Origin of the sequence: Gordonia sp. McavH-238-E, assembly GCF_022348225.1 — a bacterium.
Taxonomy (GTDB): Bacteria; Actinomycetota; Actinomycetes; order Mycobacteriales; family Mycobacteriaceae; genus Gordonia; species Gordonia terrae.
Genome location: NZ_JAKRFE010000030.1, coordinates 1 through 26,714 on the forward strand (window position 1 = coordinate 1; position 26,714 = coordinate 26,714).

14 protein-coding genes are annotated in these 26,714 nt (G+C 68.3%); 9 read left to right on the top strand and 5 right to left on the bottom strand.

Annotated features, from left to right (window positions below):
- Positions 1 to 241 precede the first annotated feature (241 nt).
- The 3 genes from MHN80_RS25160 to MHN80_RS25170 all read right to left on the bottom strand — a co-directional run bounded on the left by MHN80_RS25160 (position 242) and on the right by MHN80_RS25170 (position 2,050).
- Positions 242 to 559, bottom strand: a complete 318-nt coding sequence (locus MHN80_RS25160) for a metalloregulator ArsR/SmtB family transcription factor (protein ID WP_239404089.1) — start codon at positions 557 to 559, stop codon at positions 242 to 244.
- Positions 552 to 1,034, bottom strand: coding sequence for an SRPBCC domain-containing protein (locus MHN80_RS25165; protein ID WP_239404090.1), 483 nt, complete (start codon positions 1,032 to 1,034; stop codon positions 552 to 554). The genes MHN80_RS25160 and MHN80_RS25165 overlap by 8 nt, the downstream gene beginning before the upstream one ends.
- A 122-nt stretch (positions 1,035 to 1,156) precedes the next feature.
- Complete coding sequence (locus MHN80_RS25170; protein WP_239404091.1) at positions 1,157 to 2,050, bottom strand: oxygenase MpaB family protein; 894 nt, start codon at positions 2,048 to 2,050, stop codon at positions 1,157 to 1,159.
- A 142-nt stretch (positions 2,051 to 2,192) separates the two neighbouring features.
- Here MHN80_RS25170 and MHN80_RS25175 point away from each other — a divergent pair, with 142 nt between their 5' ends.
- Positions 2,193 to 2,765, top strand: coding sequence for a TetR/AcrR family transcriptional regulator (locus tag MHN80_RS25175; protein ID WP_239404092.1), 573 nt, complete (start codon positions 2,193 to 2,195; stop codon positions 2,763 to 2,765).
- A gap of 100 nt (positions 2,766 to 2,865) precedes the next feature.
- Here MHN80_RS25175 and aroQ read toward each other — a convergent pair whose 3' ends face one another.
- Positions 2,866 to 3,324, bottom strand: coding sequence for a type II 3-dehydroquinate dehydratase (gene aroQ, locus MHN80_RS25180; RefSeq protein WP_101820633.1), 459 nt, complete (start codon positions 3,322 to 3,324; stop codon positions 2,866 to 2,868).
- A 101-nt stretch (positions 3,325 to 3,425) separates the two neighbouring features.
- On the opposite strand from aroQ, the gene MHN80_RS25185 reads away from it, so the two are divergent.
- Positions 3,426 to 6,851 (top strand): arabinosyltransferase domain-containing protein, encoded by a 3,426-nt coding sequence (locus tag MHN80_RS25185; protein ID WP_239404093.1) that lies wholly within the window; start codon positions 3,426 to 3,428, stop codon positions 6,849 to 6,851.
- A gap of 83 nt (positions 6,852 to 6,934) precedes the next feature.
- Here the strand turns inward: MHN80_RS25185 and MHN80_RS25190 are convergent, their stop codons facing one another.
- Positions 6,935 to 8,656 (bottom strand): HNH endonuclease signature motif containing protein, encoded by a 1,722-nt coding sequence (locus MHN80_RS25190; RefSeq protein WP_239404094.1) that lies wholly within the window; start codon positions 8,654 to 8,656, stop codon positions 6,935 to 6,937.
- Between the two features lie 452 nt (positions 8,657 to 9,108).
- Between MHN80_RS25190 and MHN80_RS25195 the strand changes: the two genes are divergently transcribed.
- The 7 genes from MHN80_RS25195 to MHN80_RS25225 all read left to right on the top strand — a co-directional run bounded on the left by MHN80_RS25195 (position 9,109) and on the right by MHN80_RS25225 (position 26,549).
- Positions 9,109 to 12,489, top strand: a complete 3,381-nt coding sequence (locus MHN80_RS25195; RefSeq protein ID WP_239404095.1) for an arabinosyltransferase domain-containing protein — start codon at positions 9,109 to 9,111, stop codon at positions 12,487 to 12,489.
- Positions 12,482 to 15,799 (top strand): arabinosyltransferase domain-containing protein, encoded by a 3,318-nt coding sequence (locus tag MHN80_RS25200; RefSeq protein WP_239404096.1) that lies wholly within the window; start codon positions 12,482 to 12,484, stop codon positions 15,797 to 15,799. Before MHN80_RS25195 ends, MHN80_RS25200 begins: the two co-directional genes overlap by 8 nt.
- A gap of 177 nt (positions 15,800 to 15,976) precedes the next feature.
- On the top strand, positions 15,977 to 16,516 hold the full coding sequence (locus MHN80_RS25205) for a Dps family protein (protein ID WP_239404097.1): 540 nt from the start codon (positions 15,977 to 15,979) through the stop codon (positions 16,514 to 16,516).
- A 323-nt stretch (positions 16,517 to 16,839) separates the two neighbouring features.
- Entirely contained in the window at positions 16,840 to 18,048 is a 1,209-nt protein-coding gene (locus tag MHN80_RS25210) for a DICT sensory domain-containing protein (protein ID WP_239404098.1), read from the top strand.
- Between the two features lie 352 nt (positions 18,049 to 18,400).
- Positions 18,401 to 19,465, top strand: coding sequence for an IS110 family transposase (locus MHN80_RS25215; RefSeq protein ID WP_239404099.1), 1,065 nt, complete (start codon positions 18,401 to 18,403; stop codon positions 19,463 to 19,465).
- 240 nt (positions 19,466 to 19,705) lie between these two features.
- A complete protein-coding gene (locus MHN80_RS25220) occupies positions 19,706 to 23,071 on the top strand; it encodes an arabinosyltransferase domain-containing protein (protein WP_239404100.1) in 3,366 nt (1,121 codons plus the stop codon).
- The gene (locus tag MHN80_RS25225; protein ID WP_239404101.1) at positions 23,064 to 26,549 is read left to right on the top strand and encodes an arabinosyltransferase domain-containing protein; all 3,486 of its coding nucleotides are present in this window, start codon (positions 23,064 to 23,066) and stop codon (positions 26,547 to 26,549) included. The genes MHN80_RS25220 and MHN80_RS25225 overlap by 8 nt, the downstream gene beginning before the upstream one ends.
- Positions 26,550 to 26,714: the final 165 nt, after the last annotated feature.

The window sequence follows — 26,714 nt, forward strand, 5'->3', positions numbered from 1 at the left end:
GATACTTTCACTGAAAGTGCCTTCTGAGCTGGAATGTTTTGTTGTCTCAACACCACCAATCATTCCAGCTCAGAGGGCATTTTCACGTTATCGACACCCCGCACCCGTCCACGGATCCAGGCTGAGGAGCGGCCGGAGCTTGCGGAGGCTGCGTCACGAAGGGTCTCGCGAGTCGTCTCGCCAGACCCTTCGAGGCTCGTCGCTAACGCTCCTCGCACCTCAGGGAGCATTGAGGTGCGGCTCAACCCCGCTCGGCACGGAGTTTGATGTCGGCGAGACGGCGATCCCAGCCTCGTCCGATGGTGTCGAGCCGGTGCGCGACCCGGGAGAGCTGCGCCCCCACGGCTTCGTATCGGATCTCGCGGCCGACCCGTGACGAGGTCACCAACCCTGCCTCGGTGAGCACGCGAAGGTGTTTCGCGATCGCTTGCCTACTGATCGGGAGCTCGTCCGCGAGACGTGACGCGGACGCGGGTTCCGAACCCAGGCGCGTGAGGATCTGCCATCGGCTCTCATCGGACAGCGCGGCAAAGACCTCGACCGATGCGACGTCAGGCATGCACGCCGCCGAGATGTGTTCGCGCCAATCCGAGTTCGATGGTCCACCCCTCGTTGTTGCCGTCGAACCGCGCGCGCCGCTCGGCATCCGTTCCGGGGAGGGACGCGAAGCCGGACTCCACGACCTTGAGGACAACGCCGGATTCCGATGGCGTGATCCAGAACTCGACGAGCGTCGAATCCGACTGCGGATCAGCGGAGTCGGCGAGCCACCGAAACGCGGCGTATCTCGGTTCGTCGAGTGCGATGGTGCGGAACGTGAAGGCGCCGTGAGCCGGGTCGTGGATGGTCGACAGATCTCCGTCGCGTTCGATCCGGTGCTCGGTGATCGCCTTGTCGTTGATGAACCACCCCGGCTCGCTGACCAGAGACCAGACCCTCTCGGCGGATGCGTCGATCGAGATCTCGCGCTCGATCCGGTCGAATTCGGCTGTCGCCGAACCGGTCACGTCATATGTATCTGCGTCGTCACTCATCGGTGCTCCCTCGTCGCCGGTTATTGATGCAACCCCAGGGTTGCACTAATGCCTCCGCGGCGCAAGGGTTCGGAGCGAACGGATCAACCTTCTTCGCAGATTCGGCAGACGCAGCCCGAGCCTCAGCTCCCGGCCGGAGCGTGCTGTGCAGGCTCGGCCGGGAGATGCCTAACCGGGCAGCCACCGGCGAACGTACCCAGCTTCTCGATCTCGAAACCGTTCGGGTAGCTGCGAATTCGCTGCATCTCGGATACGTACTGTGGTGATCGACGGGCCGGCAGGGCGGCCACGACCCGGGCACGCGCCTTGAGTCCTCCGATCGACAGCGACCGCGCGACACGTCCAGGTCGCCGGTAGCCGAACGACTCGAGCAACGCGTCATCCATCAGCGATCGGCTGAAGACGTCGATCGCCGGCGCGAGCGGCTTGGGATAGAACGACGCGAGCAGACTCTTGGTGGCATCGGCGACGTGGCGACCACCCTCGTCGAACGCGAAATGCTCGCGTTCGTAGGCGTCCATCAGGGTCTCGAAAGCGCCGTAGGTCTCGGGGATCTCCTTGATCCCCATGTGGCGCCCGAGCGTCCGGTAGTAGTTCACCGACGCGGTCACCTCGTCGTCGGTCAGCTTCCGCCAGCCGTAATCGTCGATCCACCGCTTCGGGACGACCACGAATGTCGACAGGACGTAACGCATGTCGTCGTTGCTGATGTCGTACATGCGGTGCATCTGGTTGATGCGCCGAATGGCGGACTTGCCCCGACTGCTGTCGAATCCGTCCAGGAGCGGCACCTCCAGCAGGAGCGAGGTGTCGTCGTAGCGCTTCTGGGTCTCGGCCGTGAACGCACGCGTCTCGTCGAGCAATCGGCCGATGCTCGGCACCGCATACGTGCGGAACAGGGCAAAGCTCAGTGCTTGATTGATGTCCCAGGGGAAGTCGAAGGTCGACAGGTTTCGGTAGATCTCGTGGAACTGCGTCTGCGAATCGAGTCCCTGGTTTCGGGTCGCCTTGCCCATCGGATGTCCTCCTCGGTGAGTGCCACGTCACTGTAAGTCGACTTATAGAAATGTGCAAGGGGTCACATTCGATGTGTTCGCGGTGCTGCGGGAGCGCGGACCCCGGGCGCCAATCTCGCCATTCGTGCAGCACACTGGGGTGATGGCCACCGGCAAGAAAGCGAAGCCGTCGGAGTACACGCAACGGCGTTACCTCGACGCCGGCCTGGCCATCCTCACCGATCACGGCCATGCGGGGTTGAAGCTGGCAGCGATCTGCGAGGCGACCGGCACGACCACCGGGAGCTTCTACCACGCGTTCGGGAACTGGGCCGAGTACCGATCCGCCCTCATCCGTTACTGGCGCGATGAACAGAGCCAACGACTGATCGCCGGTGCTCGCGACATCGCCGATCCACGGGAGCGTCTCGACGCCCTCACGGACATCGGCCTACGGCTGCCACACGCGACGGAGGCCGCGATCCGGGTCTGGGCCGCGCACGACCCCGAGGTGCTCGCCATCCAGCACACCGTGGACCGGGAGCGCCGCGACATCATCGCGGCCACCTACGAGGAGGTGCTCCACGATCGCGAGGAGGCCGAGGAGTTCGCCACCGCGGCAATGTATCTGCTGATCGGCTTCGAGAGCGGCACGCTGCATTCCCACCAGGCACTGGCCAAGGGCTTCCGCACCATCCTCGACCGCGCTCTCGAATCCTCCGTCGAGTCACCGTGACTCGACGCGCTTAGGCCCCCGCCGCGATCACACCGCGCACAGTCGACGAAAACCGACGCACAGTCAACGTAGAACGACGCCCAGTCGACGGGGCGCGGGGTCAGTCGACGAGTTCGGCGAGCCTGCGGATCGCGAACTCGTAGCCGCGGATGCCGTAACCGGCGATCACCCCGGCCGCGATCGGGGACACATAGGAGTGATGACGAAACGCTTCGCGCCGATACACATTGCTGATGTGCACCTCGAGCACGGGGACGTCGGGGACGACGAGCGCGTCGGCGAGAGCGACCGACGTGTGTGTCCATCCGCCGGGGTTGATGACGATGCCGCTGATCTCGCCGACGGACTCGTGAATCCAGTCGAGCATCTGTCCCTCGTGATTGGTCTGCGCGGCGCGCACCCCGAAGCCCAGCTCGGCAGCGGTGCGCTCGGCGAGGTCGACCACGTCGGCGAGGGTGTCCGAGCCATAGACGGCGGGCTCCCGGGTGCCGAGCGTGTTCAGGTTGGGACCGTTGAGCAGCAGGATCGGCAGACGGTCGGTCACCTCGGCGTCGGACATGGCGTTCACCTTACTGGCCCTGACCTGCCGGTCGGCGAGTCTCCGACCCCGGCACCGCCACCGACCGGGACGAGACGTCGCTAGGGCTACCATCTCTCTTTGTGCCATCGCAGACCGTTCGACGAGCGAGGATCGTCGCCATCGTCACCGGACTGCTCGGGTTCCTCCTCGCACTCGCGACACCACTCATGCCGGTGTCGCAGCGAACCGCCGAGATCGACTGGCCCCAGAACGGACAGATCGGTTCGGTGTCGTCGCCGCTGATCGGCTACACACCCGTCGACCTCGACGTCACGATCCCCTGTACCGCCGTCGACGACCTGCCGCCCGGCGGATCGGTACTGCTCTCGACCACTCCCAAGCAGGCGCCGAAGTCGGGTGAGCGCGGCCTGTTCATCCGCAAGACCGGCGCTGCCGATGCGCCCCTGGACCGGCAGGGCGTCGAGGTCGTGATCCGCAACGTCTCGCTGGTCTCGGCCACGCTGCAGGACATGCGCGACCAGGGCTGCCGCGAGATCGTCGTGCACGCCGACTCCGACGCGGTGACCGCCGAGTTCGTCGGCATGACGAGCGGCACCCAGAACGAGGACGGCGAGGACGAACCGCTCGCAGGAACGACGGAGGACAAAGAGGCCTTCAAGTACTGGCCCGATCAACGCCCCCAGGTCACCGGCCTCTTCACCGACCTGTCCGGCCCCGCCGGCGACATCGCGGGCCTCGACGCCCACGTCACGATCGATTCGCGCTACAACACCGCGCCCACCATCTCGAAGTGGCTGGTCGTCATCGTCGGCGTGGCGTCGACGCTGTTGTCACTGGCCGCACTGGCCGCGCTCGACTCGACCGACGGTCGCCGCCATCGACGGATCTTCCCGGCCCGATGGTGGCGTCTCAACGCCCGCGATTACGTGGTGATCGGGGCGCTGATCCTCTGGCACATGATCGGGCCCAACACCTCCGACGACGGTTATCTCCTGACCATGTCGAGAGTCGCCCAGGACAGCGACTACACCGCGAACTACTTCCGGTGGTACGGCGCGCCCGAGGCACCCTTCGGCTGGTACTACCAGGTGTTCGGTCTGCTCAGCCACGTCTCGGTGGCCAGCCCGTGGATGCGACTGCCGGCACTCCTGTGCGGAATCCTGGTGTGGCTCATCGTGAGTCATGAGGTTCTCCCCCGTCTGGGCCGGGCCGCCCTGACCCGACCGATGGTCGCCTGGACCGCCGCATTCGCGTTCCTCGCGTGCTGGTTCCCCTTCAACAACGGCCTGCGGCCCGAGCCGATCATCTGCCTGGGTGCGCTGCTGACGTGGTGTTCGGTCGAACGCGCCATCGCCACCGGCCGAATGCTGCCCGCCGCGGTCGCGTGCCTGATCGGTGCCTTCAGCATCGCCGCCGGGCCGACGGGCCTCCTTGCCGTCGCCGCACTGATCGCAGGCGCGCGGCCGATGATCATGGCGCTCATCAAGCGGGCCCGCGTCGTCGCCGAGTTGTCCGGTTCCACCTCGTCAACTGGTTCGTCACCGAAGGATTCAGAAGCCGCCGACCGTGAGCGCCGCACATCACTGCGCTGGTCGTTCGTCGCGCTGATCGCGCCGATCCTGGCTGCCGGCACCTTCGTCGTCTTCGTCGTGTTCTCGAACCTGACCCTGCGGTCGTTCGCCGAGGCGTCGAGCATGAAGTCGGCGCTCGGCCCGTCGATGAGTTGGTACAACGAGATCGGCCGTTACTCGGCGCTCTTCGCCTTCTCTGCCGACGGTTCCATCGCCCGACGTTTCGCCGTGCTCGCCATGATCCTGGGACTGGTCGTCTCGGCGGCCGTGCTGGTTCGCAAGAACCGCATCCCGGGCACCGCCATCGGCCCCACGCGTCGCATCGTCGCGATCACCTTCGCGTCGCTGGTCTTCCTCATGTTCACGCCCACCAAATGGACCCACCACTTCGGTGTCTTCGCGGGCATCGCCGCCGCGCTTGCCGCGATCGCCGCGATCGCCGCCAGCCAGCAGTCGATGCACTCCCGGCGCAACCGCACCCTGTTCTGCGCGCTCGTCCTGTTCATCGGCGGTCTCGCCTTCACCGCGCCGAACTCGTACTACTACTACTCCGCCTGGGGCATGCCGTGGGGAGTGGAGCAGGTCAAGATCGGCGGCATCATGCTCGGCAGCGTGCTGCTCTACGCCGCGCTCGCCCTGCTGCTCCTCGCGCTCTGGTTCCATTTCCGCGAGCCGTTCACCGGGACCGATCCGCACGTCGAGGAGTCGACCGCCGGCGACGCCGCTCATCAGCGCTGGTACAGGCGGCTGATCGCCTCGATGGCCGCCGCGCCGCTCGCCTACCTCGCGATGGCGGTCGTCGTCTTCCAGATCGTCACCGCGATCTTCGCCGGCATCCACCAGAGCTCGTCGTACTCGGTCCCGCGGTCCAACTTCGCCGCGGTCGCCGGTAACCCGTGCGGCATGGCCGACAAGGTCTGGGTGGAATCCGATCCCAACCGCGACATGCTCCGTCCGGTCGATCCCACCCTGTCCAACCCGCTCGGCGGACCGCCACCGGCACCCGGCACCTCCCCGACCACCTCGGGGTTCTTCCCGAACGGCGTGCCGACGGCACTGGAATCAACGGCCAGCGAGGGATCTCTCGGCGTGCTGTCGGGCGACGTCTGGCAGTCCCCCGACATCGTCAACTCCAACCCCGGCGGCACCGGCGGCGGCGAGATCTCCGAGCCCGGGATCAACGGCAGCACCGCGGCCCTCCCGTTCTTCCTCGACCCCGCGTCGACCCCGGTCATGGGCAGCTATTCGAAGCTCGACCAGGTGCCGGCCCGCCTCACCTCCGGGTGGTACGCACTGCCGGAGGACTGGCGGGACCGCCCGCTGCTGACGATGGCGGTGGCCGGCGAGTACGACAACCCGAACGTCATGCTCGAGTACACCGCCGACCCGATCGGCCCGGGCACCCGCGACGCCGATCTCGAGGCCGCGGGCGACACCGAACTCATCGACCCCGGCCCGCGCCCGTCGTGGCGAAACCTGCGATACAACACCGACGAGCTCCCCTCGGACACCACCGCGGTGCGGATCGTCGCCACCGACGACAACCTCGCCGAGGACCGGTTCATCGTGCTGACCCCGCCGCGGATCCCGCAGATGGACACCCTGCAGGACGTCGTCGGCGACACCGACCCGGTCCACATCGACTGGACATCGGGGCTGGCGTTCCCGTGCCAGCGTCCGTTCACCCACGACGTCGGGGTCGCGGAGATCCCGAAGTGGCGCATCAAGCCCGGGTCCGACCTGGCGGCCGCGGTGTCGGCGTGGCAGAACAGCTTCGGCGGCGGCCCGCTCGGGTGGATCGAGGTCTCCCAGCAGGCGACGGCGCTGCCGACCTATCTGATGGCCGACATCGGACGCGACTGGGGCGCCCTCGAACGCTACGAGCCATACGGTGACGTCGACACGCTCGCCGAGATCGAGACCGGCACGGCCACCCGCAGCGGATTGTGGAGTCCCGCGCCGCTGCGGCACTGACAATCAGGCGGCATGCTAGCGATTCGGCGGCGCTGACGGCCCGGTCGCCGTGGTGGCAGTCAGCCCGGCGAGCTGCTCCGCAGTCACGGATGGTCGGCGAGGATGCGTGCGAGGGCTGCTTCGACCGGGGTCAGTGGTCGAGTGGTGGGATGCTCCGGCAGTGTTCGCGGCTGGACGAGTTCGCGGTAGGCGAGTTCGAGACGCCGACCGCTGTCGCCATGACCGACGGCGTCGGGGCGCGACAGGTCGCCGGGCCCTTTGCCCCCTGAGGAGCGCCCGGAGCTTGCGGAGGGCGCGTCACGAAGGGTCTGGCGACCGAGTCTGCGAAACCCTCGGGTGGTCGGTCCGTGGATCTCGTTGCGCACTGTGTTCAGGTGTGTGGTGAACCGCCGGGGTATGTCGGGCCGGCGGTTGAGGCGGTCGGGGTTGGGTGGCGCGCCGGGTTCGGTGTTGAGTCGCCAGAGGCAGCGGCCTTCGTCGGGTCCGGACCGTTCGATGCGGGTGGTGTACTGGCCGGGTTGGTCGCCGACCATGCGGTTGTGGCGGGGGCAGGCCGGTGCGAGGTCGTCGATGTCGGTGAGACCACCTTTGGCCCAGTCTTTCTGGGCGTGGTGGAGTTCGACGTGGGTGGCGGGCTGGTCGCATCCGGGTGCCGAGCACACTTCACCGTCGGGGCGGGCGAAGGACACGAGGCGTTGTTCGCGGGTGGCCAAACGTTTCCCCCTACCGAAGTGCAGCGGCACCGCGGTGGCGTCTTTGAAGATCGCCAACCACGGCTGCACGTCGCCGCCCATCGCGATCAGGTCGGGGATGGGGATCAGGGTTCCGGTGGCGGTGGTGGCGAGTCCGGCTTCGCGGATCAGGTCGTTCAGATCGGCTTTGATGATCAGTTGCACGGGCAGGCCGCGGTGCGAGGTTCCGAGTGTGCCGTCGGCGAAACCGGCGGCCAGTGCGGCGTCGAGGGCGTCGTGATTGGTCTGGGCGGGGGTGCGTTGGTCGCGGTCGGCGGCGAGGGCCAGGGCGTCGGGGTCGGCGGTGCCGGCCGGTCCGGACGGTGAGTTGGGGTCGTCGGGGTTGTTGAGTCCGGGTTTGCCCCAGACGGCGAACATCATCGTGAGCCGGGCGGCGAGTTCGGGGGTGAGGGTGCCGGAGATGGTGGCGGTGCCGTCGGCGCGTTGGCGTCCGATCCACAGGTTGCGGCGCCGTTTCTGGTCGGTGTCGTCGGTGAGGGTGCCGTCGGGGTCGAGGTGAGCGAGGAGCCGCGCGCCGAGTTGGGTGATGTCGGCAGGGGTGTGGTCGGCGGCGATCTCGGCCATTTGTCGTTCGGCCGCGACCTTCACGTCGTGGTCGACAGCGTGGGGGATCTGGTCGAGGACGTCGAGGGCTGCCTGGAGGTGGGCGGTTCCGACGGAACCTTGTGCGAATGCCTCGGCGAGGGACGGGTGTTCGGGCGTAAGCACTTCGCCGCCGAGGCTGGTGCGGGTGGCGGTGGCGTCCATCTGCTTACGACGCCGCACAGGGTTGGAGACCCGCAGCCGGTGGGTCATGAACTGCATGAGCGTGCGGCAGCCGGTCTTGCGGGGGAGGTCGCGGGCCTCGGCCTGATCGATCTGCCGGTCACCGGCGACGGTCAGTCGTGCGATGGCGCGTTCGGTCTCGGCTGCCACGTCGGCCAACTCAGTATCGGTGCACGGTGACAGGTCCACGGTCTGCAGTTCGTCGAGGATCGCATGCAACTCGGCCACCAGCTCGACGGCACGCGGTTGCGGCGCCACCGAATCGTCGACGTGCGTGGTGTCGGCCATGACGACCACCTCCCCCGAGAACAGTTGCTGCGAATGTACGTTCGACTGTACACGAAAGGTGGGCAGTCGGCAGAGCGAAATGTGTTGTCCGACAGAATTTTTCCTCCGCCCAGTCACCACTGAAGATTGTCGGTGGTTGCTGGTACGCTCCGCCCCGCGGGCAAGATCTGAGCTGTCGCGCGGGCGGGACCCTTCGTGACGCGCCCTCCGCAAGCTCCGGACGCTCCTCAGGGAGCGGGGGTGACGCGCCCTCCGCAAGCTCCGGACGCTCCTCAGGGAGCGGGGGGTGACGCGCCCTCCGCAAGCTCCGGACGCTCCTCAGGGAGGCGGGGGTGACGCGCCCTCCGCAAGCTCCCCAGGAAGCAGTGGTACCGACGCTCACGCACCTCGTCGATCAGGGCTGCGGGGTGGGCCCTAGGTGGCCTGAGGCACGTCGCTTACGATGAGGCACCGTGCCTGTGACAGCCCCGACCTCGCCAGAGGATTCCGCAGAACCGTCGTCGCCGGGGCCGGCAACATCGGGGCCGGGGACCAGGATCTCCGCGGGTACCGCCCGGTGGATCGCGATCGTGGCCGGGATCGCAGGCATCGTGCTGTGTGCCCTCACCCCACTGCTGCCCGTCAAGGCCGTCGACGCCGGTTTCGACTGGCCCGCCGGACAGGACCTGAGCGCCGACACCTCATCGGTCATGGCCCCGCTCATCGCGCAGACCCCGCAGACCCTCGACGCCCGCATCCCATGCGCGACGCTGGCATCGGCCGAGGACGGGGTGGTCCTGGCGACCATGCCGACCAACGCGCCGAAGTCGAAGTCGTCGTCGTTGTGGGTCACCGCCACCGACGCCGCGATCACCGTGACCTTCCGGAACAGCCTCGCCGCCACCGCCGCGCGTGCCGACCTGGACCGATGCCGTGAACTGCGCATCTTCTCCGCGCCCACCGGCCCCGGCGCGGAGTTCGTCGGGCTCGGCGAGTCGACGACGCTGCCGCCGGACCGCCGCCCCCAGGTCGACGGCATCTTCAGCAACCTGAGCCCGGAGCAGGCACGCGCCGCCGCCGCCGACGGCCTCCGCGTGCAGGTGACCATCGACAACCGCTACGAATCGTCGCCGTCGGTCCTCAAGATCGTGGTGATGGCGCTCGCCGCCCTGTCCGTTCTCGTCGCCGTCGTCGCGCTGGGGCTGCTCGATCGCATCGGCGGCTACCACCGGCGGATCGGCGCGCGAACCCGCTCCTGGTGGCATTCGCTGAAACCCCGGGCCACCGACCTGATCGTCACCGCGATCCTGCTGGTCTGGAGCGTCCTCGGGGCCGGTTCACCCGACGACGGCTACATCCTCAACATGGGCCGGACCGCGGACGGCTTCGGCTACCTCGCCAACTACTACCGCTTCTACGGCATCCCCGAGGCTCCGTTCGACTGGTACTACAGCTTCCTCGCCGCGTGGTCATCGGTCTCGCCGTCGGTGCTGTGGATGCACATCCCGCAACTCATCGCCGGGCTCGTGTCGTGGTTCGTCCTCAGCCGTGTGCTGCTACCCCGTCTCGGTCCGGCCGTACGGCGGAGTTCCTGGGCGATCTGGGCCGCCGCCCTGACGTTCACCGCGTTCTGGCTGCCGTTCTGCAGCGGGCTGCGCAGCGAGGGGATCATCGTCCTCGGTTCGCTGCTCACCTGGTGGGCCGCCGAACACGCGATCGCGACACGACGACTCCTGCCGGCGGCCCTCGCCGCGCTGGTCGCGGGGTTCACCCTCGCACTCGCCCCGCACGGCCTCGTCGGCGTGGCCATCCTGCTGGTGGCGGCCCGCTCGCTGCTGCACATCCTCATCGATCGGCGTAGACGACTCGACGGCTCCGTCTGGACGTCGACGCTGACCCTCCTCGCGCCGATCGCCGCGGCCGGAATGCTCGTCCTCATCGTGGTGTTCCGCGATCAGACCCTGGCGACCGTCCTCGAGGCGATCAAGCTGCGTTACACGGTCGGACCGGTCATCTCCTGGCACCAGGAGTTCCTGAGGTACTACTTCATCTCGGTCGTGACCGACGACGGCGCTCTCACCCGTCGGGTGCCGTTGCTGCTCCTGCTCGCCGGCCTGTTCGTGACGGTCGCGGTCATGCTGCGCCGCACGAGGATTCGCGGCGTCGACCCGGGTCCGGCATGGCGCCTGATCGGCGCCGTGGGTGTCACCCTGCTGCTGTTCGCGTTCACGCCCACCAAATGGACCATCCAGTTCGGCGTGCTCGCCGGGCTGGCGTCGGCGATCGCGGCGGTGGCCACCGTGGCCGTGGCCCAGTCGGCGGCCCGGTCGGCCCGAAACCTGACCGTGTTCGTCTCGGGGCTGCTGTTCGCGATGGCGGCGGCGATGGCGGGATACAACTCGTGGCCGTTCCTCTACGAATACGGCATCTCCTGGTTCGACCGGGCGCCGGTCATCGCCGGTTACCAGGCGTCGACCCTGTTCCTGATCCTCGCCGTGATCGCCGCCGCGGTCGCGGTGTGGCAGCACCTGCGCCTGGACTACGTCACCAATCGCGGTCTCGCCCACGCCGACACCGGGCCCGGCGAGACACGGGCCGATCGTCGACGACTCTTTATCGCCTCCTCTCCGCTGGCGGTGATCGCCGGGCTCCTCGTGATCGTCGAGTTGCTGTTGTTCGCCAAGGCCGCGGTGACCCGATACCCGGCGTCGACGGCCCTGGCCGAGAATCTGGACACCCTGCGCGGCAACAGCTGTGGCCTCGCGGACGATGTTCTCGTCGAACTCGATCCCAACGCCGGCATGCTGACCCCGGCGGGCGGCGCGACCACGACCCAGGCGCTGCGCGGCGAGAACCCGGTGGGGTTCTCCCCCAACAGGATTCCCGACGACCTCCAGCCCGAGCCGGGGAGCCAGCGGCCCGGACAGATGAACGTGTCGGCGAGTATGGCCCGCCCGTTCGCCATCACCGGGGGGCTGGGTGCCGGGACCACCGGCGGGCGCGGACCGGAGACCGTGAACGGTTCCACCGCCAAACTGCCCTATGGACTCGACCCCGCCACCACGCCGGTCCTGGGCAGCTACGGATATCCGGGCGAGGCGCGGCTCACGACCGGCTGGTACGACCTGCCCGCCGACCGCTCCGCGTCGCCGCTGCTGGTGTTCAGCACCGCGGGCGCCGTCTCGACCATCGACACCTTCGGCGTACGGAACTTCGGACAGAAGATGGTGGTGCAGTTCGGGCGTCCGGGCGTCGACGGGACCTTCGAGCAGGTCGGCCCCGACATCTTGCCGATCGACCCCGGGCCCGTGATCCTCAACATGCCGTGGCGCAACATGCGGGTGCCGATGTCGGCGGCCCCGCCGCGCGCGACCGTGATGCGGTTGTCCCTGCAGGACAACAATCTCGGCGAGAAGCAGTTCATCGGGATCACACCGCCGCGCGCCCCGCGGTTGCAGACGCTGCAGGAGGTCGTCGGATCGGCGGCGCCCACGCTCATCGACTTCGGGGTGGCCTCGCACTTCCCGTGCCAGCGGCCGATGGGCGTCTCCCACGGCGTCGCCCAGGTGCCGCAGTGGCGCATCCTCGGCGACTACCCGCTGACCAACTCCCAGTCCAAGACCTGGCAGGCCGGCGTGGACGGCGGGCTGCTGGGCATCTCCGAGGCCACCACCTCGGCGTCGGCGGTCTCGACGTACCTGCAGGACGACTGGGTGCGCGACTGGGGCGCACTGGAGAAGCTGACACCGCTCGTGTCCGACGCGCCCGACGCGCGGATCGACATGGCATCGACGACGCAATGGGGCTGGTCGCGCACCGGCTCGATCAGGGTGGAGCCCCAATCCGATGAGTGAGTCCCGCACTTCCCGCCTGGCGGCGGGCAACCCGACGATCAGGGTCAACCCGAAGATCGTCGCGACCGTCACCGGCCTGCTCGGGTTCCTGCTGGCCGTCCTCTCCCCGCTGCTCCCGGTGAATCAGTCGACCGCGGAACTGAAATGGCCGCAGGGTGGTGGCGTCTCGGATGTCGCCGCACCGCTGGTGTCCTTCGTCCCGATCGACATGGACATGTCGGTGCCGTGTTCGCTGGCCACCCGGTTGCCCGCGCAGGGCGGGGTGCTGCTGTCGACAATCCCCGAGGGCGGCCAGGACGCCGGCGCCCGCGGATTGTTCGTCCGGGCGACGGCCGACGCGCTGACCCTCACCGACCGCAACGTCGCGCTGCTGAACACCGATCGCACCGCCGCACAGACGAACCCGAACTGCCGCATCGTCTTCCAGGCCGACGGCGAAGGGGTGAGCGGGCGATTCGAGGGTCTCCCCGAACCGGCCGCGGACTCGGGTGCCTCGCATGCTTTCGCCCTGCCCGACCACGAGATGCGTCCCCAGATCGTCGGCATCTACAGCGATCTGCCCGCCGACGCGCCGCGCGACGGGTTGGCGCTGCGCGCCACCATCGACACCCGCTACGTCAGCACCCCCACCCCGCTGAAGCTCACCGCGATCGTGCTCGGCATCCTCCTGACGATCGTCTCGCTGATCGCACTCGGGATTCTGGATCGACGAGATGGCCGCAGCCACAAGCGCTTCCTCCCGTCGGGATGGTTCACCATCCGGCCACCGGACGTCGCGGTGTTCGCGATCCTCGCCTTCTGGTGGTTCGCGGGCGCCAACACCTCCGACGACGGTTACAACTTCATCGTCGGCCGGATCACCGGCGACGCCGGATACGCCGACAACTACTTCCGCTACTTCGGTGTGCCGCAGGATCCGTTCGGCTGGCACTTCCAGGTGATCTCGGCCATGACGGACGTGAGCGTCGCGGCACCGTTCATGCGCCTGCCCGCGTTCCTTCTCGGCCTGCTGGGCTGGTGGCTGATCAGCCGAGAGGTGATCCCGCGTCTGGGCCGTGCGGTCCGGCACAGCACGCCCGCCGTGTGGTCGGCTGCCTTCGTCTTCCTCGCGATCTGGTTGCCGTTCAACAACGGTCTGCGTCCGGAACCGGCCGAGGCCGTGGGCGCACTGCTCACCTGGTGCTGTGTGGAGCGCGCGATCGCGACCCGCCGACTGCTCCCCTATGCCATCGCGGTGGTCACCGCCGCCTTCACGCTCGCCCTCGCTCCCGGCGGACTGATGGCGGTCGCCGCACTGCTCGCCGGAATCCGGCCGATCGTGAAAACCCTGGTGTCGCGCCGTTCCCGCGACGGCCTGCTGCCGATGCTCGCCCCGATCCTGGCCGCCGGCACCGCCGTGCTGTTCCAGATCTTCGCCGATCAGCCGCTCGCGCCGTTGATCGCGGGCAACAAGGTCGCCTCCGACGTCGGTCCGACGCTCGAGTGGTGGCAGGAGCCGATCCGCTACTACTACCTGATCCTTCCGACAGCCGACGGCACGCTCGCACGACGCTTCGGCGTGCTGGCGATGATCCTGTGCCTCTTCGTCGTACTGCTCCGCCTGCTCCGTCGGGAACACCCGAACGGCGTTGCGCGCGCTCCGATCTGGCGCCTGGTCGCGGTGACCCTCGGCACCATGTTCTTCATCGCCTTCACACCGACCAAGTGGACCCACCACTTCGGTGTGTACGCGGGTATCGCCGCGGGCCTCGCCGCCGCGGCGGGCGCCATGATGGCGCCGGCGGTGCTGCGATCTCGCCGCAACCGCAGCTTCTTCGCGGCCGCGGTGCTGGCGATCACCGGGATCTCCTTCGCCGGCACCAACGGCTGGTGGTTCGTGGGCAGCTACGGCGTCCCGTGGTGGGATCGCCCACCCACGGTGGGCGGCATCAACATCGCCTGGTTCATCCTCGTCGCCGCGGTCGCCACCGCACTGGCGGGCCTGTGGTTCCACTTCCGCGACGACTTCGTCGACGAGACGACCCGAACCCGGGGCGGCGACAAGTGGTATTCGAAGCTGAAGTTCTCCCCGCTGCCGGTCATCGCCGGGATGATGGTGCTGTTCATGGTCGCCTCGTTCGCGAAAGGCGCCTACGAGCAGCGTGATTCATGGTCGTGGATGAAGTCCAACGCACGCGCCCTCACCGGCAACTCGTGCGGGCTGGCCAACGACGTCCTCGTGGAGGCCGATCCCACCGCCGGTCTGCTGCGACCCGCGGCCCTCGACGGACGGCCGGCGCCGAGTGTCGCCGCCGCGCTGGCCGGCCCGGACGCCACCGGATTCACCCCCAACGGCGTACCCGGGCGGCTCTCGGTCGACGCGACCGAGAGCACCGAGTCGTCGACCACCTCGGGTGCGCAGAACAGCGCCCAGACCGGTGCGGGTTCCGACGAATCAGCCGACAGCTCGTCCGCTCAGGGCGGCACCGAGGGCGGCCAGGGCGCCCGCGGCGTCAACGGATCGACGGTGCGTCTGCCGTTCGGACTCGACCCCGCCGTGACGCCCGTGCTGGGCAGCTACGGCTCGCCGTCGGGCACCGGGTCGCTGACCTCGGATTGGTACCAGCTGCCCGAACGCTCCGAGGACGCCCCGCTGCTGACGATGGCGGTCGCCGGCTCGGTGGAGGCGGTCGACGGGATCGGGGTGGTCCACGCCGGCCAGAAGGTCACGATGCAGTTCGGCCGGGTCGAGACCGACGGTCGGGTGACTGCTCTGGGCCGGATGTTCCCGATCGACATCGGCGAGACCCCGACCTGGCGCAACCTGCGGTTCCCGCTCGCCGATGCGCCGCAGCGGGCGACCGTCGTGCGCGTCGAGGTCGCCGACACCGCGGCCGCACCGTCGGAATGGGTGGCGGTCACGCCGCCGCGGGTCAGCGCCCTGGCCACGCTCAATGACGTGGTCGGTCAGACCGACCCGGTCTTCATCGACTGGCTGCCCGGCATGGTCTTCCCGTGCCAGCAGCCGATGAAGGTGCGTAACGGCGTCCTCGAGGTGCCGCAGTGGCGGATCATGCCCGACGCCGAGGCCACCCGGAAGAACAGCCAGACCTGGATGTCGGGAACTGCGGGCGGCCCGCTCGGCATCACCGAGGCGATGCTGCGTCCGACCCTCCTGCCGACCTATCTCCGCAACAACTGGGGACGCGACTGGGGCGGACTGCAACAGTTCACCGAGATCATCCCGGCACCGGCCGCGGAACTCGACCTCGGTACCGCTCGACGCTCCGGGCTGTACGACCCCGCCCCGATGCGCTCGAGCGGTTACTGAGCAACGAACCGGCGCACACGGGCACACCGGCGCCGACCTGCGGTTACGCTTCCCGCGGGTCGGTGCCGCAAACACCCGCACAGGCGTTCGTTACCGCACTGTGACCTGCCGTCTCGGTTCCGTCACTCATGCCCCGTCACGCTCGTCACCCCGGAGCGGCGGGCCTAGCGTCGAAGTATGCCGAAATTCACCGCACCAGGACTCAGCAATGAAGCCGCCGACGAGGTCGCCGGCATCCTGCAGGAGCGCCTCAGCGCGCTGAACGACCTGCACCTCACCCTCAAGCACATCCACTGGAACGTCGTCGGCGCCAACTTCATCGGCGTCCACGAGATGATCGACCCCCAGGTCGAGCTCGTCCGCGGATACGCCGACACCATCGCCGAGCGCATCGCCACCCTCGGCGCATCGCCGAAGGGCACCGCCAAGGCCATCGAGCAGGATCGCTCGTGGAGTGACTACTCCATCGGACGCGACACCGCGCAGGCCCACCTGGGCGCTCTCGACCTGGTGTACGACGGTTTCATCACTTCGCATCGCGACGGGATCTCGAAGATCGGTGGCATCGATCCGATCACCGAGGACATCCTCATCGGCCAGACCGCCGAGCTCGAGAAGTTCCAGTGGTTCGTGCGAGCTCACCTCGAGAGCTACACCGGCGAACTCACCCACGCCGGCGCGAGCGGCGAGAAGGAAGCGGCCGACGCAGCCCGCTGACCTCGCCTATGAAGACCGAGTAGCGGGTCACCACACCCCCGGACCCGCCCCCGGAGCCGCGGTCGCGACCTTCTCCCCCGTTGGTCGCGACCGCGGTGACACCTTCCGTCAACCACTACCCCGAACAGGTACTGATACACGAACAGGACTCACAGTCGAATACGTTGCGGCGCTTGGAAACTCAATAACCAAGGGCTTGTTCATCGTGTCCGGAAGACGCGGTTTGTTACGCTGTCCACAGGCTTTTGCCGCGAACAGGATGTGTAGCAAACCGCGTCCACCAGATCGATCGGGGCGCTTCTCGCTCTGACGGGGAGGCACGTGTGTCCGAAACGCGATCATTCACCCTGTTCGATGATCTGGAGCTCCACATGCAGTTCGCGCCGGTCTGCCGGCTGTCCGACGGAGCTCTCGCGGCCGTCGAACTGCAGCTCCGGGGTCCGGCCGGAACCCGCCTCGCCACCGCCGCCGCACTCAAGCGCGCCGCCCGGCTCGTCGAGGAGCATCCCGTCCTCGACGAACGCAAGCGCAAGATGGCCGCGTCCCAGCGCGCCCAATCGCTGGCCAAGATCCTGCCGCTGCTGGTCTCCCTCGATCTCGACCTCATCGACAACCTCGACGCCGAGACCACGCGCAGCCTCGAACGCCACGTCATGGTCATCCTGCCCGACGCCGTCGAGCGCAGTCCGCAACGAACACTCGCCCGCGTCGCCCGCGCCCGCGCGGCTGGCAAGATCATCTGCGTCGACGGCCTGGTCCGCAGCGAGCACGCGGCCACCCTGCTCTCCCTCGTCGAGCCCGACATCATCGTCACCGGCGCCGAGCTGCTCACGTCACGGACCAGCTCCGACGCCGCCCATCTCGCCCACGCGCTCGCCGCGCACACCGAGCGCAGCCATGCCGTCGTCATCGCCGAGGGCGTCGACGACGAGGACAGCCGCATCACCGCGCAGACCATGGGTGCCGCCTTCGGTATCGGTGATCTCTACCCGGCCGTGACCGACCCGTCCGTTCTCGCCAATCGCACCGTCGTGCCGCTGCCCGAGATGCCGGTCTGGACGACGCCCGGCCCGGACAAGTCGACGCCCTACCGCATCGCGTCGACCTCGATCTCCCCACGCATGGGCAACAAGCGCCTGCTCATCGAGATGAGCAAGGCGCTGGAGGAGCAGGCGGCCATCGGCGGCGCCGCGATCGTCCTGGGCACCTTCCAGTTCGCCGAGCACTTCACCTCGCGGACCGCGAAGCGGTGGCGAGAGATGTCGGAGAAAACCGGCCTGGCCGGGGTCTACGGCGTCGGACTCCCCGACATCCGGGACGGGAACGTGCACCGCGCGCCGCTCGACGCGGAGGACGACCTGATCAACGAGTGGAATGTCGCGGTCCTCGGACCGCACTTTGCGGCCTTGCTCTCGGCGCGCGACCAGCACGATGCCGGGCCCGATCTCGAGCGCACCTTCGAATTCGTGCAGACCTACGACCGCATGACCGTCACCCAGGCGGTGCACTCGATCCTCATGCGGTTCTCCTGATCGCAGCAGCTGTCGCGACGAGTGACCTCGACGGACGCGGCGGCCTCGCTGCGCTCGGACGACGCTGCTCGGCCAGCAGGAGGAAACCCGGCGGCCTCGCCCCTCCCGCTGGTTTCAGTGTCAGGGTTGTCTAGCCACTTCGGTGGTGGTTGGGTTCTGAGCACCAGGCATCTGGCTCTCCCGCTGGTTACCGCCCTGGCTGCATCGGGCTGGTGTTGGCTCATTGTGCCGATGTCTGGTGTGTCAGGACCGGCCGGCGTGACTTGATAGGAGCGTGGCATCGCCCCCGACTGAGATGTGTCCGCCGACCGGCCCGACTGTCGCCACTCCCTCTGACAGGAAGGCATCTCCCATGATCGTCATCGGTGCCGATGTGCACAAGCGCACGCACACCTTCGTCGCGGTCGACGCCGTCGGCAAACAACTCGGATCCACCGTGGTACCGGCCACCACGACCGGCCACCGCACCGCCATGCAGTGGGCTCACTCGCGCTTCGGCACCGAGGTGTTGTGGGCCATCGAGGACTGCCGCAACATGTCCGCCCGGCTCGAACGTGACCTGCTGGGCGCGGATCAGAAAGTGGTGCGGGTAGCGCCGCGTCTGATGGCCGAACACCGCCGTACCGGACGTGAACGGGGCAAGTCCGATCCGATCGATGCGTTGGCTGTGGCTCGGGCCGCAGCACGTGAACCCGACCTTCCCGTGGCGTCTCACGATGCGTTGTCCTATGAGATGAAAGCGCTCGTCGATTACCGGGATTGTCTTGTGCGCGAACGAACCTCGAAGATCAACCGGGTGTTGTGGCGGGTGCATCAGCTCGACCCCGAGTACCACATCAAGAAAGGTGGGTTGACGGCGAAGAAGCATCAGAAAGCGCTGCAAGTCTGGTTGAAGACCCACAGCAGCAGTGTCGATGCCCGCCTGGCCGGCAAGGAAGTCGCGGCCATCTACGACCTGACCGTGGAGATCAATCAGGTCGAACGAGAGATCACCAGAACGGTTTCCGACGCGGTGCCCAGCCTTCTGGCGATGCCCGGCTGTGGCGCGCTCAGCGCCGCGAAACTGCTCGGCGAATCCGCCGACATCACCCGCTTCCCTGGCGAGGCCCAGTTCGCCCGCCACGCCGGCATCGCCCCCGTGCCGGTGTGGTCGGCCAACCCCGGACGCCATCGACTCACCCGGTCGGGCAACCGCCAACTCAACGCCGCGATCCACCGCATCGCGCTGACCCAGGCACGCATGCCCCACACCCTCGGCCACGCCTACTACGAGAAGAAGAAGTCCGAGAACAAGACTCCTCGCGAGGCGATGCGCTGCCTCAAACGCCGACTCGCCCGCGTCGTCTACAACAACCTCACCGCCGACCACCACGCCCGCACCCGCACAGCCGACAACCCCACACCCGCCGCCGCTTGACATAGGAGCTATGAGCAGGTGACGAGCGAAGCCGCCGGGCCGAGCAAGCGACGAAGGAGCGCGTCGAGGTCGAGGAGCCGTGTCGAAGCCACTGGGTGACCTCGGCGGACGCGGCGGCCTCGCTGCGCTCGGACGACGCTGCTCGGCCAGCAGGAGGGAACCCGGCAGCCTCGCTGCGCTCGGACGACGCTGCTCGGCCAGCGGGGACTCGGCCAACAGAGGATTTGGGTTTGTCACAGCATGGCTGACTACGATGCGCCTGTGCCGAAGTCGCCTGAAGTGTCCGCTGGCAACGCCGACACCACCGCCGAATCCGCTGCGCAGCGCGCGTCCGGCGGACCCGGATCCCGCACCGTCGCCCTCGTCGCCGCGATCGCCGGACTCGTCGCCGTCGTCGCCGGGGTTCTGACGCCCTTCCTTCCGGTCAGCACGTCCACGGCGTCGATCACGTGGCCGCAGCAGACGGGCGCGTCGGCGTCCGTCACTGCCCCGTTGGTCGCGCAGACCGCTCGCGACGTGTCGATCACGATCCCGTGCCGCGTACTGGCGACGACCCCCGGCGATGGGTCCACCGTCGTGTTGTCGACGATGCCCGCGGCCGCGTCCAAGGCCCGCGACAACGGATTGTTCGTCGTGGCCGACGCCGCCGGGGTCACGGTCTCCAACCGCAACAAGACCCTGGCGTCGGCGCCGCGCGAAGCCCTCGCCGGCTGCGCCGAACTCCGCGTCTTCTCCGATGCCACGACGACCGGCGCGCAATTCGTCGGCCTGCCCCCGGGTCCGGCCACTGCGGGCGGCGGCGACGTCGGCCTCGCCGAGCCGTCGGCGAACCCCCAGATCGCCGGTGTCTTCACCGACCTCACGCCCGAGCAGATCCGGTCGGCACCGGGCTTCGCCGTCCGCCTCGACATCGACGACCGCTTCGATTCCGCACCGTCGATCCTCAAATGGGTGGTGATGGTCATCGGCGTCGGGGCCGCGGTCGTCGCCCTCGTCGCCGTCGGACGTCTCGACCGCATCCACGGCTATCACCGCCGCGTCGGGCGTCGCCTGCGATTGCGCACGGTCCTGAGGCCCGGCCCCACCGACATCGGCGTCACGCTGACGCTCGTGCTCTGGCATTTCCTCGGCGCCGGATCGCCCGACGACGGTTACATCCTCAACATGGGGCGCAACGCCGCCGACGCCGGATACCTGGCGAACTACTACCGCTTCTACGGCATCCCCGAAGCCCCGTTCGACTGGTACTACAATTTCCTGGCCTACTGGTCGACCATCTCGACGACCGGCCTGTGGATGCGGCTCCCGTCGCTGTTCGCGGGTCTGGCCGCCTGGTTCATCCTCAGCCGAGTCCTGCTCCCCCGCCTGGGCGGTGCGGTGCGGCGTTCGCAGTGGGCGATGCTCACCGGCGCGGCGGTGTTCCTCGCGTTCTGGCTGCCGATGTGTTCGGGACTGCGCAGCGAGGGCATCATCGTCCTCGGCACCCTGGCGACCTGGTGGGCGGTCGAGGTCACGGTCTCGACGCGGCGGATGCTGCCGGCCGTCGTCGCCGCGTTCACCGCCGCGCTGACGCTCGCCCTGGCCCCGCATGGTCTCGTCGCGCTGGCCCTGCTCATCGCGAGCGCCCGGCCCATGCTCCGCATCCTCGTCCGACGCCGTGCCGAGGACGGACTCCTGCCGCTGCTCGCCCCGCTGCTCGCCGGGGTGGCACTGGTCGTCATCATCGTCTTCCGGGATCAGACGCTCGCGACTGTCTTCGAGGCCCTGCGCATCCGATACTCGGTCGGTCCGACACTGGCCTGGTACCAGGAACTGCTCCGCTACTACTTCCTCGCGGTGAACACCACCGACGGCGCCCTGGCCCGGCGAATCCCCGTCCTGCTGTTCGCGGTGTCCATGTTCGTCGTGCTGGCGATCATGTTGCGGCGCAAGCGCATCGACGGGATCGATCCGGGTGCGGTGTGGCGCGCGCTGGGCGCCTCCCTGCTCACCGTCCTGTTCCTGTCGTTCACCCCGACCAAGTGGACCATCCAGTTCGGCATCTTCGCGGGCCTCGGTGCGGCGTTGGCCGCCGTCGCCTGCGTGGCGATCGGGCAGGCAGCGCGTCGCACGCTGCGCAACCTGTCGATCCTGGTCGCCGGACTCCTGGTGGCCTGCGCGGCCGCCTCGGCGGGCAAGAACGCGTGGCCGTGGCCGGCCAATTTCGGAATCGCCTGGTTCGACAAGGCACCGGTCGTCGCCGGCATCCAGGTGTCGACCGTGCTGCTCGCCTTGGCGGTGGTGGCGCTGCTGTTCGCGATCTGGCAGCACCTCCGGATGGACTTCGTCGACGAGACCGGCCTCGCCCACGATCGCGGCGCGGCGCCGTCCGGCTGGCGCATCGGTATCGCCTCCGCCCCCATCGCGGTGATCGCCGTCCTCATCGTCGTGAGCGAACTCGCGGTGTTCGCCAAAGCCGCGGCCGGTCGCACGGACACCTTCACGATGCTGTCGGCCAATCTCGACTCCGCGCGCGGAAACACCTGCGCGATGGCCGATTCCGTGCTCGTCGAACCTGATCCGAACCGGGGCATGCTGACTCCGGCGGAGGGTGGCACGGCGTCGTCGACCCTGCAGGGCCGATCCGAGGGTTTCCGTCCCGACGGCGTGAAACCGGATCTGACGCCCCAGGCCGGCGCCCAGAAGCCCGGCGCGATGAACACCTCGGCGGACCTGTCGAAGACGTTCATCGTCTACGGCAGCAATCCGGGCACGACCGGCGGAGTGGGCCCCCGTGGCGTCAACGGCAGTACCGCCGCACTCCCATTCGGCCTCGACCCGGCAACCACCCCCGTCCTGGGGAGTCACGAGACCACCAGTGGCCAGGCCACTCTCACCACCGGTTGGTACCGCCTGCCCGCGCGCGACTCCTCGCCGCTCATCGTCATCACCGCTGCCGGCGCCGTCTTCACGCTGGACCGGGACGGTGTCCCGAACTTCGGGCAGGCGTTGGAGGTGCAGTTCGGCACCGAAGCCAACGGACAGTTCGAGGAGGTCGGTGCGCCGGCCATCCCGATCGACCCCGAACGGACCAACCGGCCGTGGCGGAACCTGCGCGTCCCGATGGACCGCGTACCCGCCGACGCGACCGTGATGCGGATCGTCGCCCGGGACAACAACCTCGACCCGGACCAGTGGCTGGCCGTCACACCACCGCGTGCGCCGGTCCTGCAGACCCTGCAGGACGTCGTGGGCTCCACCGACCCCGTGCTCATCGACTTCGCCGCCGGCGCGGTGTTCCCGTGCCAGCGACCGATGACCGCGCACCACGGCGTCTTCGACATCCCGCAGTGGCGCATCCTGCCCGAGTCGTGGATCGCCAACTCGCAGTCGAAGACCTGGTTGGCCGCCGAGGACGGCGGACTGCTGGCGCCGGTCGAGGCGCTCACACGACCGTCGACGCTGGCCACCTACCTCGACAACGACTGGTATCGCGAGTGGGGCAACCTTCAGCGTCTGACACCGCTGGCCCCGCAGGCACGCCCCGCGGAGGTGCAGACCGGGACGTCGACCACGTGGGGATGGTCCCGCCCGGGTCCGATCAGGGTGGTGCCCGAAGATGACTGACCGCAACGACCCGCACGCCGACCCGGCGAACCCTCACCCCGGAGAGAACCAGGCAGACGTGGCAAGCACCGACACTTCCCCCGGCGCGAGTCCGTCCGCGACCGCGCAACTCGAGGAGCCCCGTCCCACCGGTTTCGCGGAACGCCACGCCGGCACCGCACGCATCGTCGCGATGGCCGCGGGTGTCGTCGGAATCCTGCTCGCGCTGCTGAGCCCGTTCCTGCCGGTCGACTACACGAAGGCCGAACTGACCTGGCCGCAGCAGGGTTCGGTGGCCAACGTCGCGGCCCCGAACGTGTCGTTCGTCCCGGTCTCCATGGATGTCACCGTGCCTTGTGCGCTCGGCGCGTCGTTGCCTGCGTCCGGCGGAGTCCTGTTGTCGACGGTGCCCGAGGGCGGCGCCGAGGCAGGCAAGGTCGGGCTCTTCGTCCGGGCCACCGCCGACTCGATCCAGGTGGTGCAGCGAAACGTCGTGCTGCTCAACACTCCTCGGACGGAAGCACAGAACGCACCGGACTGCCGCATCGTCGTCGAGGCAGACACCGAGGGGACCCGTGGCTCCATCCAGGGACTGCCGGACGGTACCGGCGCTGGGGGCGAGGGGAGTGGGGCGAACCCGACCGATCAGACCGGTGCGGTGCGGTCCTTCGATCTGCGAGATCCCAACGCGCGCCCACAGATCATCGGCGTGTACTCGAGCCTGCCGGCGGATGTCGGCACCGAGGGCCTGTCGTTCCGGTCCACCATCGACACCCGATTCGTCTCCACGCCCACGACTCTCAAGTTCTGGCTGCTGGTTCTCGGCATCGCGTCGACGATCCTGTCGCTCGCCGCTCTGGCCGTCCTCGACGCCCGGGATGCGCGTGGCCATCACAAGATCTTCCCGGCGGGCTGGTGGCGGGTGCGCCCGGTCGACGGTGTCGTCGCCCTCGTGCTGCTGATCTGGCTGTTCGTCGGCGGCAACACGGCCGACGACGGCTATCAGGTCACCGTCGGTCGGATCGCGAGCGAGGCCGGCTATCTCGACAACTACTACCGCTACTTCGGTGTTCCGCAGGATCCGTTCGGCTGGCACTACCACTATCTGTCCGCGTGGATGGAGGTCAGCACCGCGACGCCGTGGCTGCGTCTGCTCCCGTTCCTGTTCGCCATGGCCTCGTGGTGGCTCATCAGCCGTGCCGCGATTCCCCGTCTCGGCCGTGCGGTCCGGGAGTCGACTCCGGCCATCTGGGCTGCGGCACTTGTCTTCCTGGCCGTGTGGATGCCGTACAACAACGGTCTGCGCGTGGAACCGCTCATCGCGCTGGGCACCCTCTTCACGTGGGTGTGCGTCGAGCGTGCGATCGCCACGGGTCGCTTCTTCCCGCTGACGATCGGCATCATCGCGGCCGCGTTCACCCTGACCATCCACCCCACGGGTGTGATCGCCGCGATCGCTCTCATCGCCGGTATCCGACCGCTCATCAAGCGTTTCGCGATGCGCCGCAAGCGCGATGGGCTGTGGCCGCTGCTGTTGCCGATCCTGGCCGCCGGACTGGCGGTGATGTTCGAGATCTTCGCCGACCAGCCGCTGGCACCCATCTTGGAGGCGGTCTCGGTCAACGGCCAGGTCGGTCCCACCAACAAGTGGTGGGAAGAACCGATGCGCTACTACATGCTGATGAATCCGACCGCCGACGGCGGCATCGCCCGTCGCTTCGGCATTCTCATCGTGTTCACCTGCTTCATCCTGGTCGTGGTGATGCTGCTCAACCGGCGACGCCTGCCCGGCATCGCGACCGCTCCCACGTGGCGCCTGGTCGCGATGATCGCCGGGTCGGCCGTGCTGATGGCGTTCCTGCCGACCAAGTGGACCCACCAGCTCGGGGTGTACGCCGCGATCGGCGGCGCGCTCGCCGCGGTGGCGACCGCCTGCGCTGATCGGACCATCATGCGGCGCCGGCGCAACCGGACGCTGTTCGCCGCCGCCTGCGCATATGTCCTCGCGCTCGCGTTCTCCGGACGCAACCAGTGGTGGTACGTCGGCAGTTACGGAATCCCCTGGCGCGACGCGGTTCCCGACGTGCGCGGCATCCCGCTGTGGACGGGCATCCTGGCCGTCGCCGTCGCGCTCACCGCGCTCGGCCTGTGGCAACACTTCCGCGACGACTATGTCGACGACGGCGTCCGCGCCGGGCAGCCGCGCTCGGTGTTCACCCGACTGCGGAGCCCGTCGATCATCGTCGTGTCGACGATCATGCTGCTGTTCACGCTGGTGTCGTTCGCGAAAGCGGACTGGACGCAACGCAACTCGTGGTCGTGGCTGAGTTCCAACGTGAATGCCCTCCAGGGTCAGCCCTGCGCACTGGCCGATGCCGTACTGGTGGAGGACGATCCGAACGCCGGTCTGCTGGCGCCCGCGCGAGTGGCCGGACAGCGCGATCCATCACCAGGCGCGGCCCTCGCCGGCACCGGGATGGAGGGTTTCGATCCCAACGGGGTGGCCTCGGACCTGTCCGAGCAGACCGACGAGGAAGGCGGGGAATCCTCATCGGGCACCTCGACCGCCGAGGTCGACCGGACCCAGACCGATCCGACCGACGACAGCAGCGGCTCGGACACCGAGACCGCCACCGGGTCGAGCGACACCAGCGGCGGACAGACGTCGCAGGCCGGCGTCAACGGCTCGACGGTGAAGCTGCCGTTCGGGCTGTCGCCGAGCGAGACCCCGGTGCTCGGAACGTACAACTCGCCCACCGGTACCGGACGTCTCACGTCCGACTGGTACCAGCTGCCGCAGAACAGATCAGGCGAGCAGCCACTCGTCACGATGTCGGTGGCGGGACAGGTCGAGTACATCGACGATCTCGCCGTCACCCGGCCCGGACAGCGCGTACGACTGCAGTTCGGCCGCGTCGCACCCGACGGCACGGTGGCACCGGCCGGACAGATGGTCCCGCTCGACATCGGCGGCGCACCCGAGTGGCGCAACCTTCGGTTCCCGATGGATCAAGCACCCCCGGGAGCGACCGTGGTCCGCGTCCTCGCCGAGGACACCTCGACGCAACGCGACCAGTGGCTGGCCGTGACACCACCTCGCGTGTCGTCGATGGTGACGCTCAATTCCCTGGTGGGCAGCGAGGATCCGGTGCTCATCGACTGGGAGGCCGGGCTCGCCTTCCCGTGCCAGCGTCCCGCTCAGGTGAAGTACGGGGTACTGGAGACGCCGGAGTGGCGCATCTCGCCGGACCGCGAGGGCGAGCGCGTCAACTCGCAGCGCTGGATGGCCGGCGACTCCGGCGGTCCGCTGGGCATCATCGAGAACGAGTTGCGTCCACGCGTCTACCCGTCGTATCTGCGCAACGACTGGGCCAAGGACTGGGGCATGCTCCAGAGCCTGACCCCGATCCTCCCGCAGACCGACGCGGAACTGACCATCACCACCGACACCCACAACGGACTCTGGACACCCGGACCCATGCGGGCGGTGAAGAACTAGTCGCTGTGCGTCCCACTCCCTGAGGGGCGAGCTTCACTCTCTGCTCCCTGAGCCTGGATCCGTGGACGGGTGCGGGGTGTCGATAACGTGAAAATGCCCTCTGAGCTGGAATGATTGGTGGTGTTGAGACAACAAAACATTCCAGCTCAGAAGGCACTTTCAGTG

What these genes read in the sequence shown, in the direction of transcription:
- MHN80_RS25200 (WP_239404096.1), top strand. Translation starts at nt 12,482, where the DNA reads ATGAGTGAGTCCCGCACTTCCCGCCTGGCGGCGGGCAACCCGACGATC.
- MHN80_RS25190 (WP_239404094.1), bottom strand. Translation starts at nt 8,656, where the DNA reads ATGGCCGACACCACGCACGTCGACGATTCGGTGGCGCCGCAACCGCGT.
- MHN80_RS25170 (WP_239404091.1), bottom strand. Translation starts at nt 2,050, where the DNA reads ATGGGCAAGGCGACCCGAAACCAGGGACTCGATTCGCAGACGCAGTTC.
- aroQ (WP_101820633.1), bottom strand. Translation starts at nt 3,324, where the DNA reads ATGTCCGACGCCGAGGTGACCGACCGTCTGCCGATCCTGCTGCTCAAC.
- MHN80_RS25165 (WP_239404090.1), bottom strand. Translation starts at nt 1,034, where the DNA reads ATGAGTGACGACGCAGATACATATGACGTGACCGGTTCGGCGACAGCC.
- MHN80_RS25225 (WP_239404101.1), top strand. Translation starts at nt 23,064, where the DNA reads ATGACTGACCGCAACGACCCGCACGCCGACCCGGCGAACCCTCACCCC.
- MHN80_RS25205 (WP_239404097.1), top strand. Translation starts at nt 15,977, where the DNA reads ATGCCGAAATTCACCGCACCAGGACTCAGCAATGAAGCCGCCGACGAG.
- MHN80_RS25215 (WP_239404099.1), top strand. Translation starts at nt 18,401, where the DNA reads ATGATCGTCATCGGTGCCGATGTGCACAAGCGCACGCACACCTTCGTC.
- MHN80_RS25220 (WP_239404100.1), top strand. Translation starts at nt 19,706, where the DNA reads ATGGCTGACTACGATGCGCCTGTGCCGAAGTCGCCTGAAGTGTCCGCT.
- MHN80_RS25160 (WP_239404089.1), bottom strand. Translation starts at nt 559, where the DNA reads ATGCCTGACGTCGCATCGGTCGAGGTCTTTGCCGCGCTGTCCGATGAG.
- MHN80_RS25175 (WP_239404092.1), top strand. Translation starts at nt 2,193, where the DNA reads ATGGCCACCGGCAAGAAAGCGAAGCCGTCGGAGTACACGCAACGGCGT.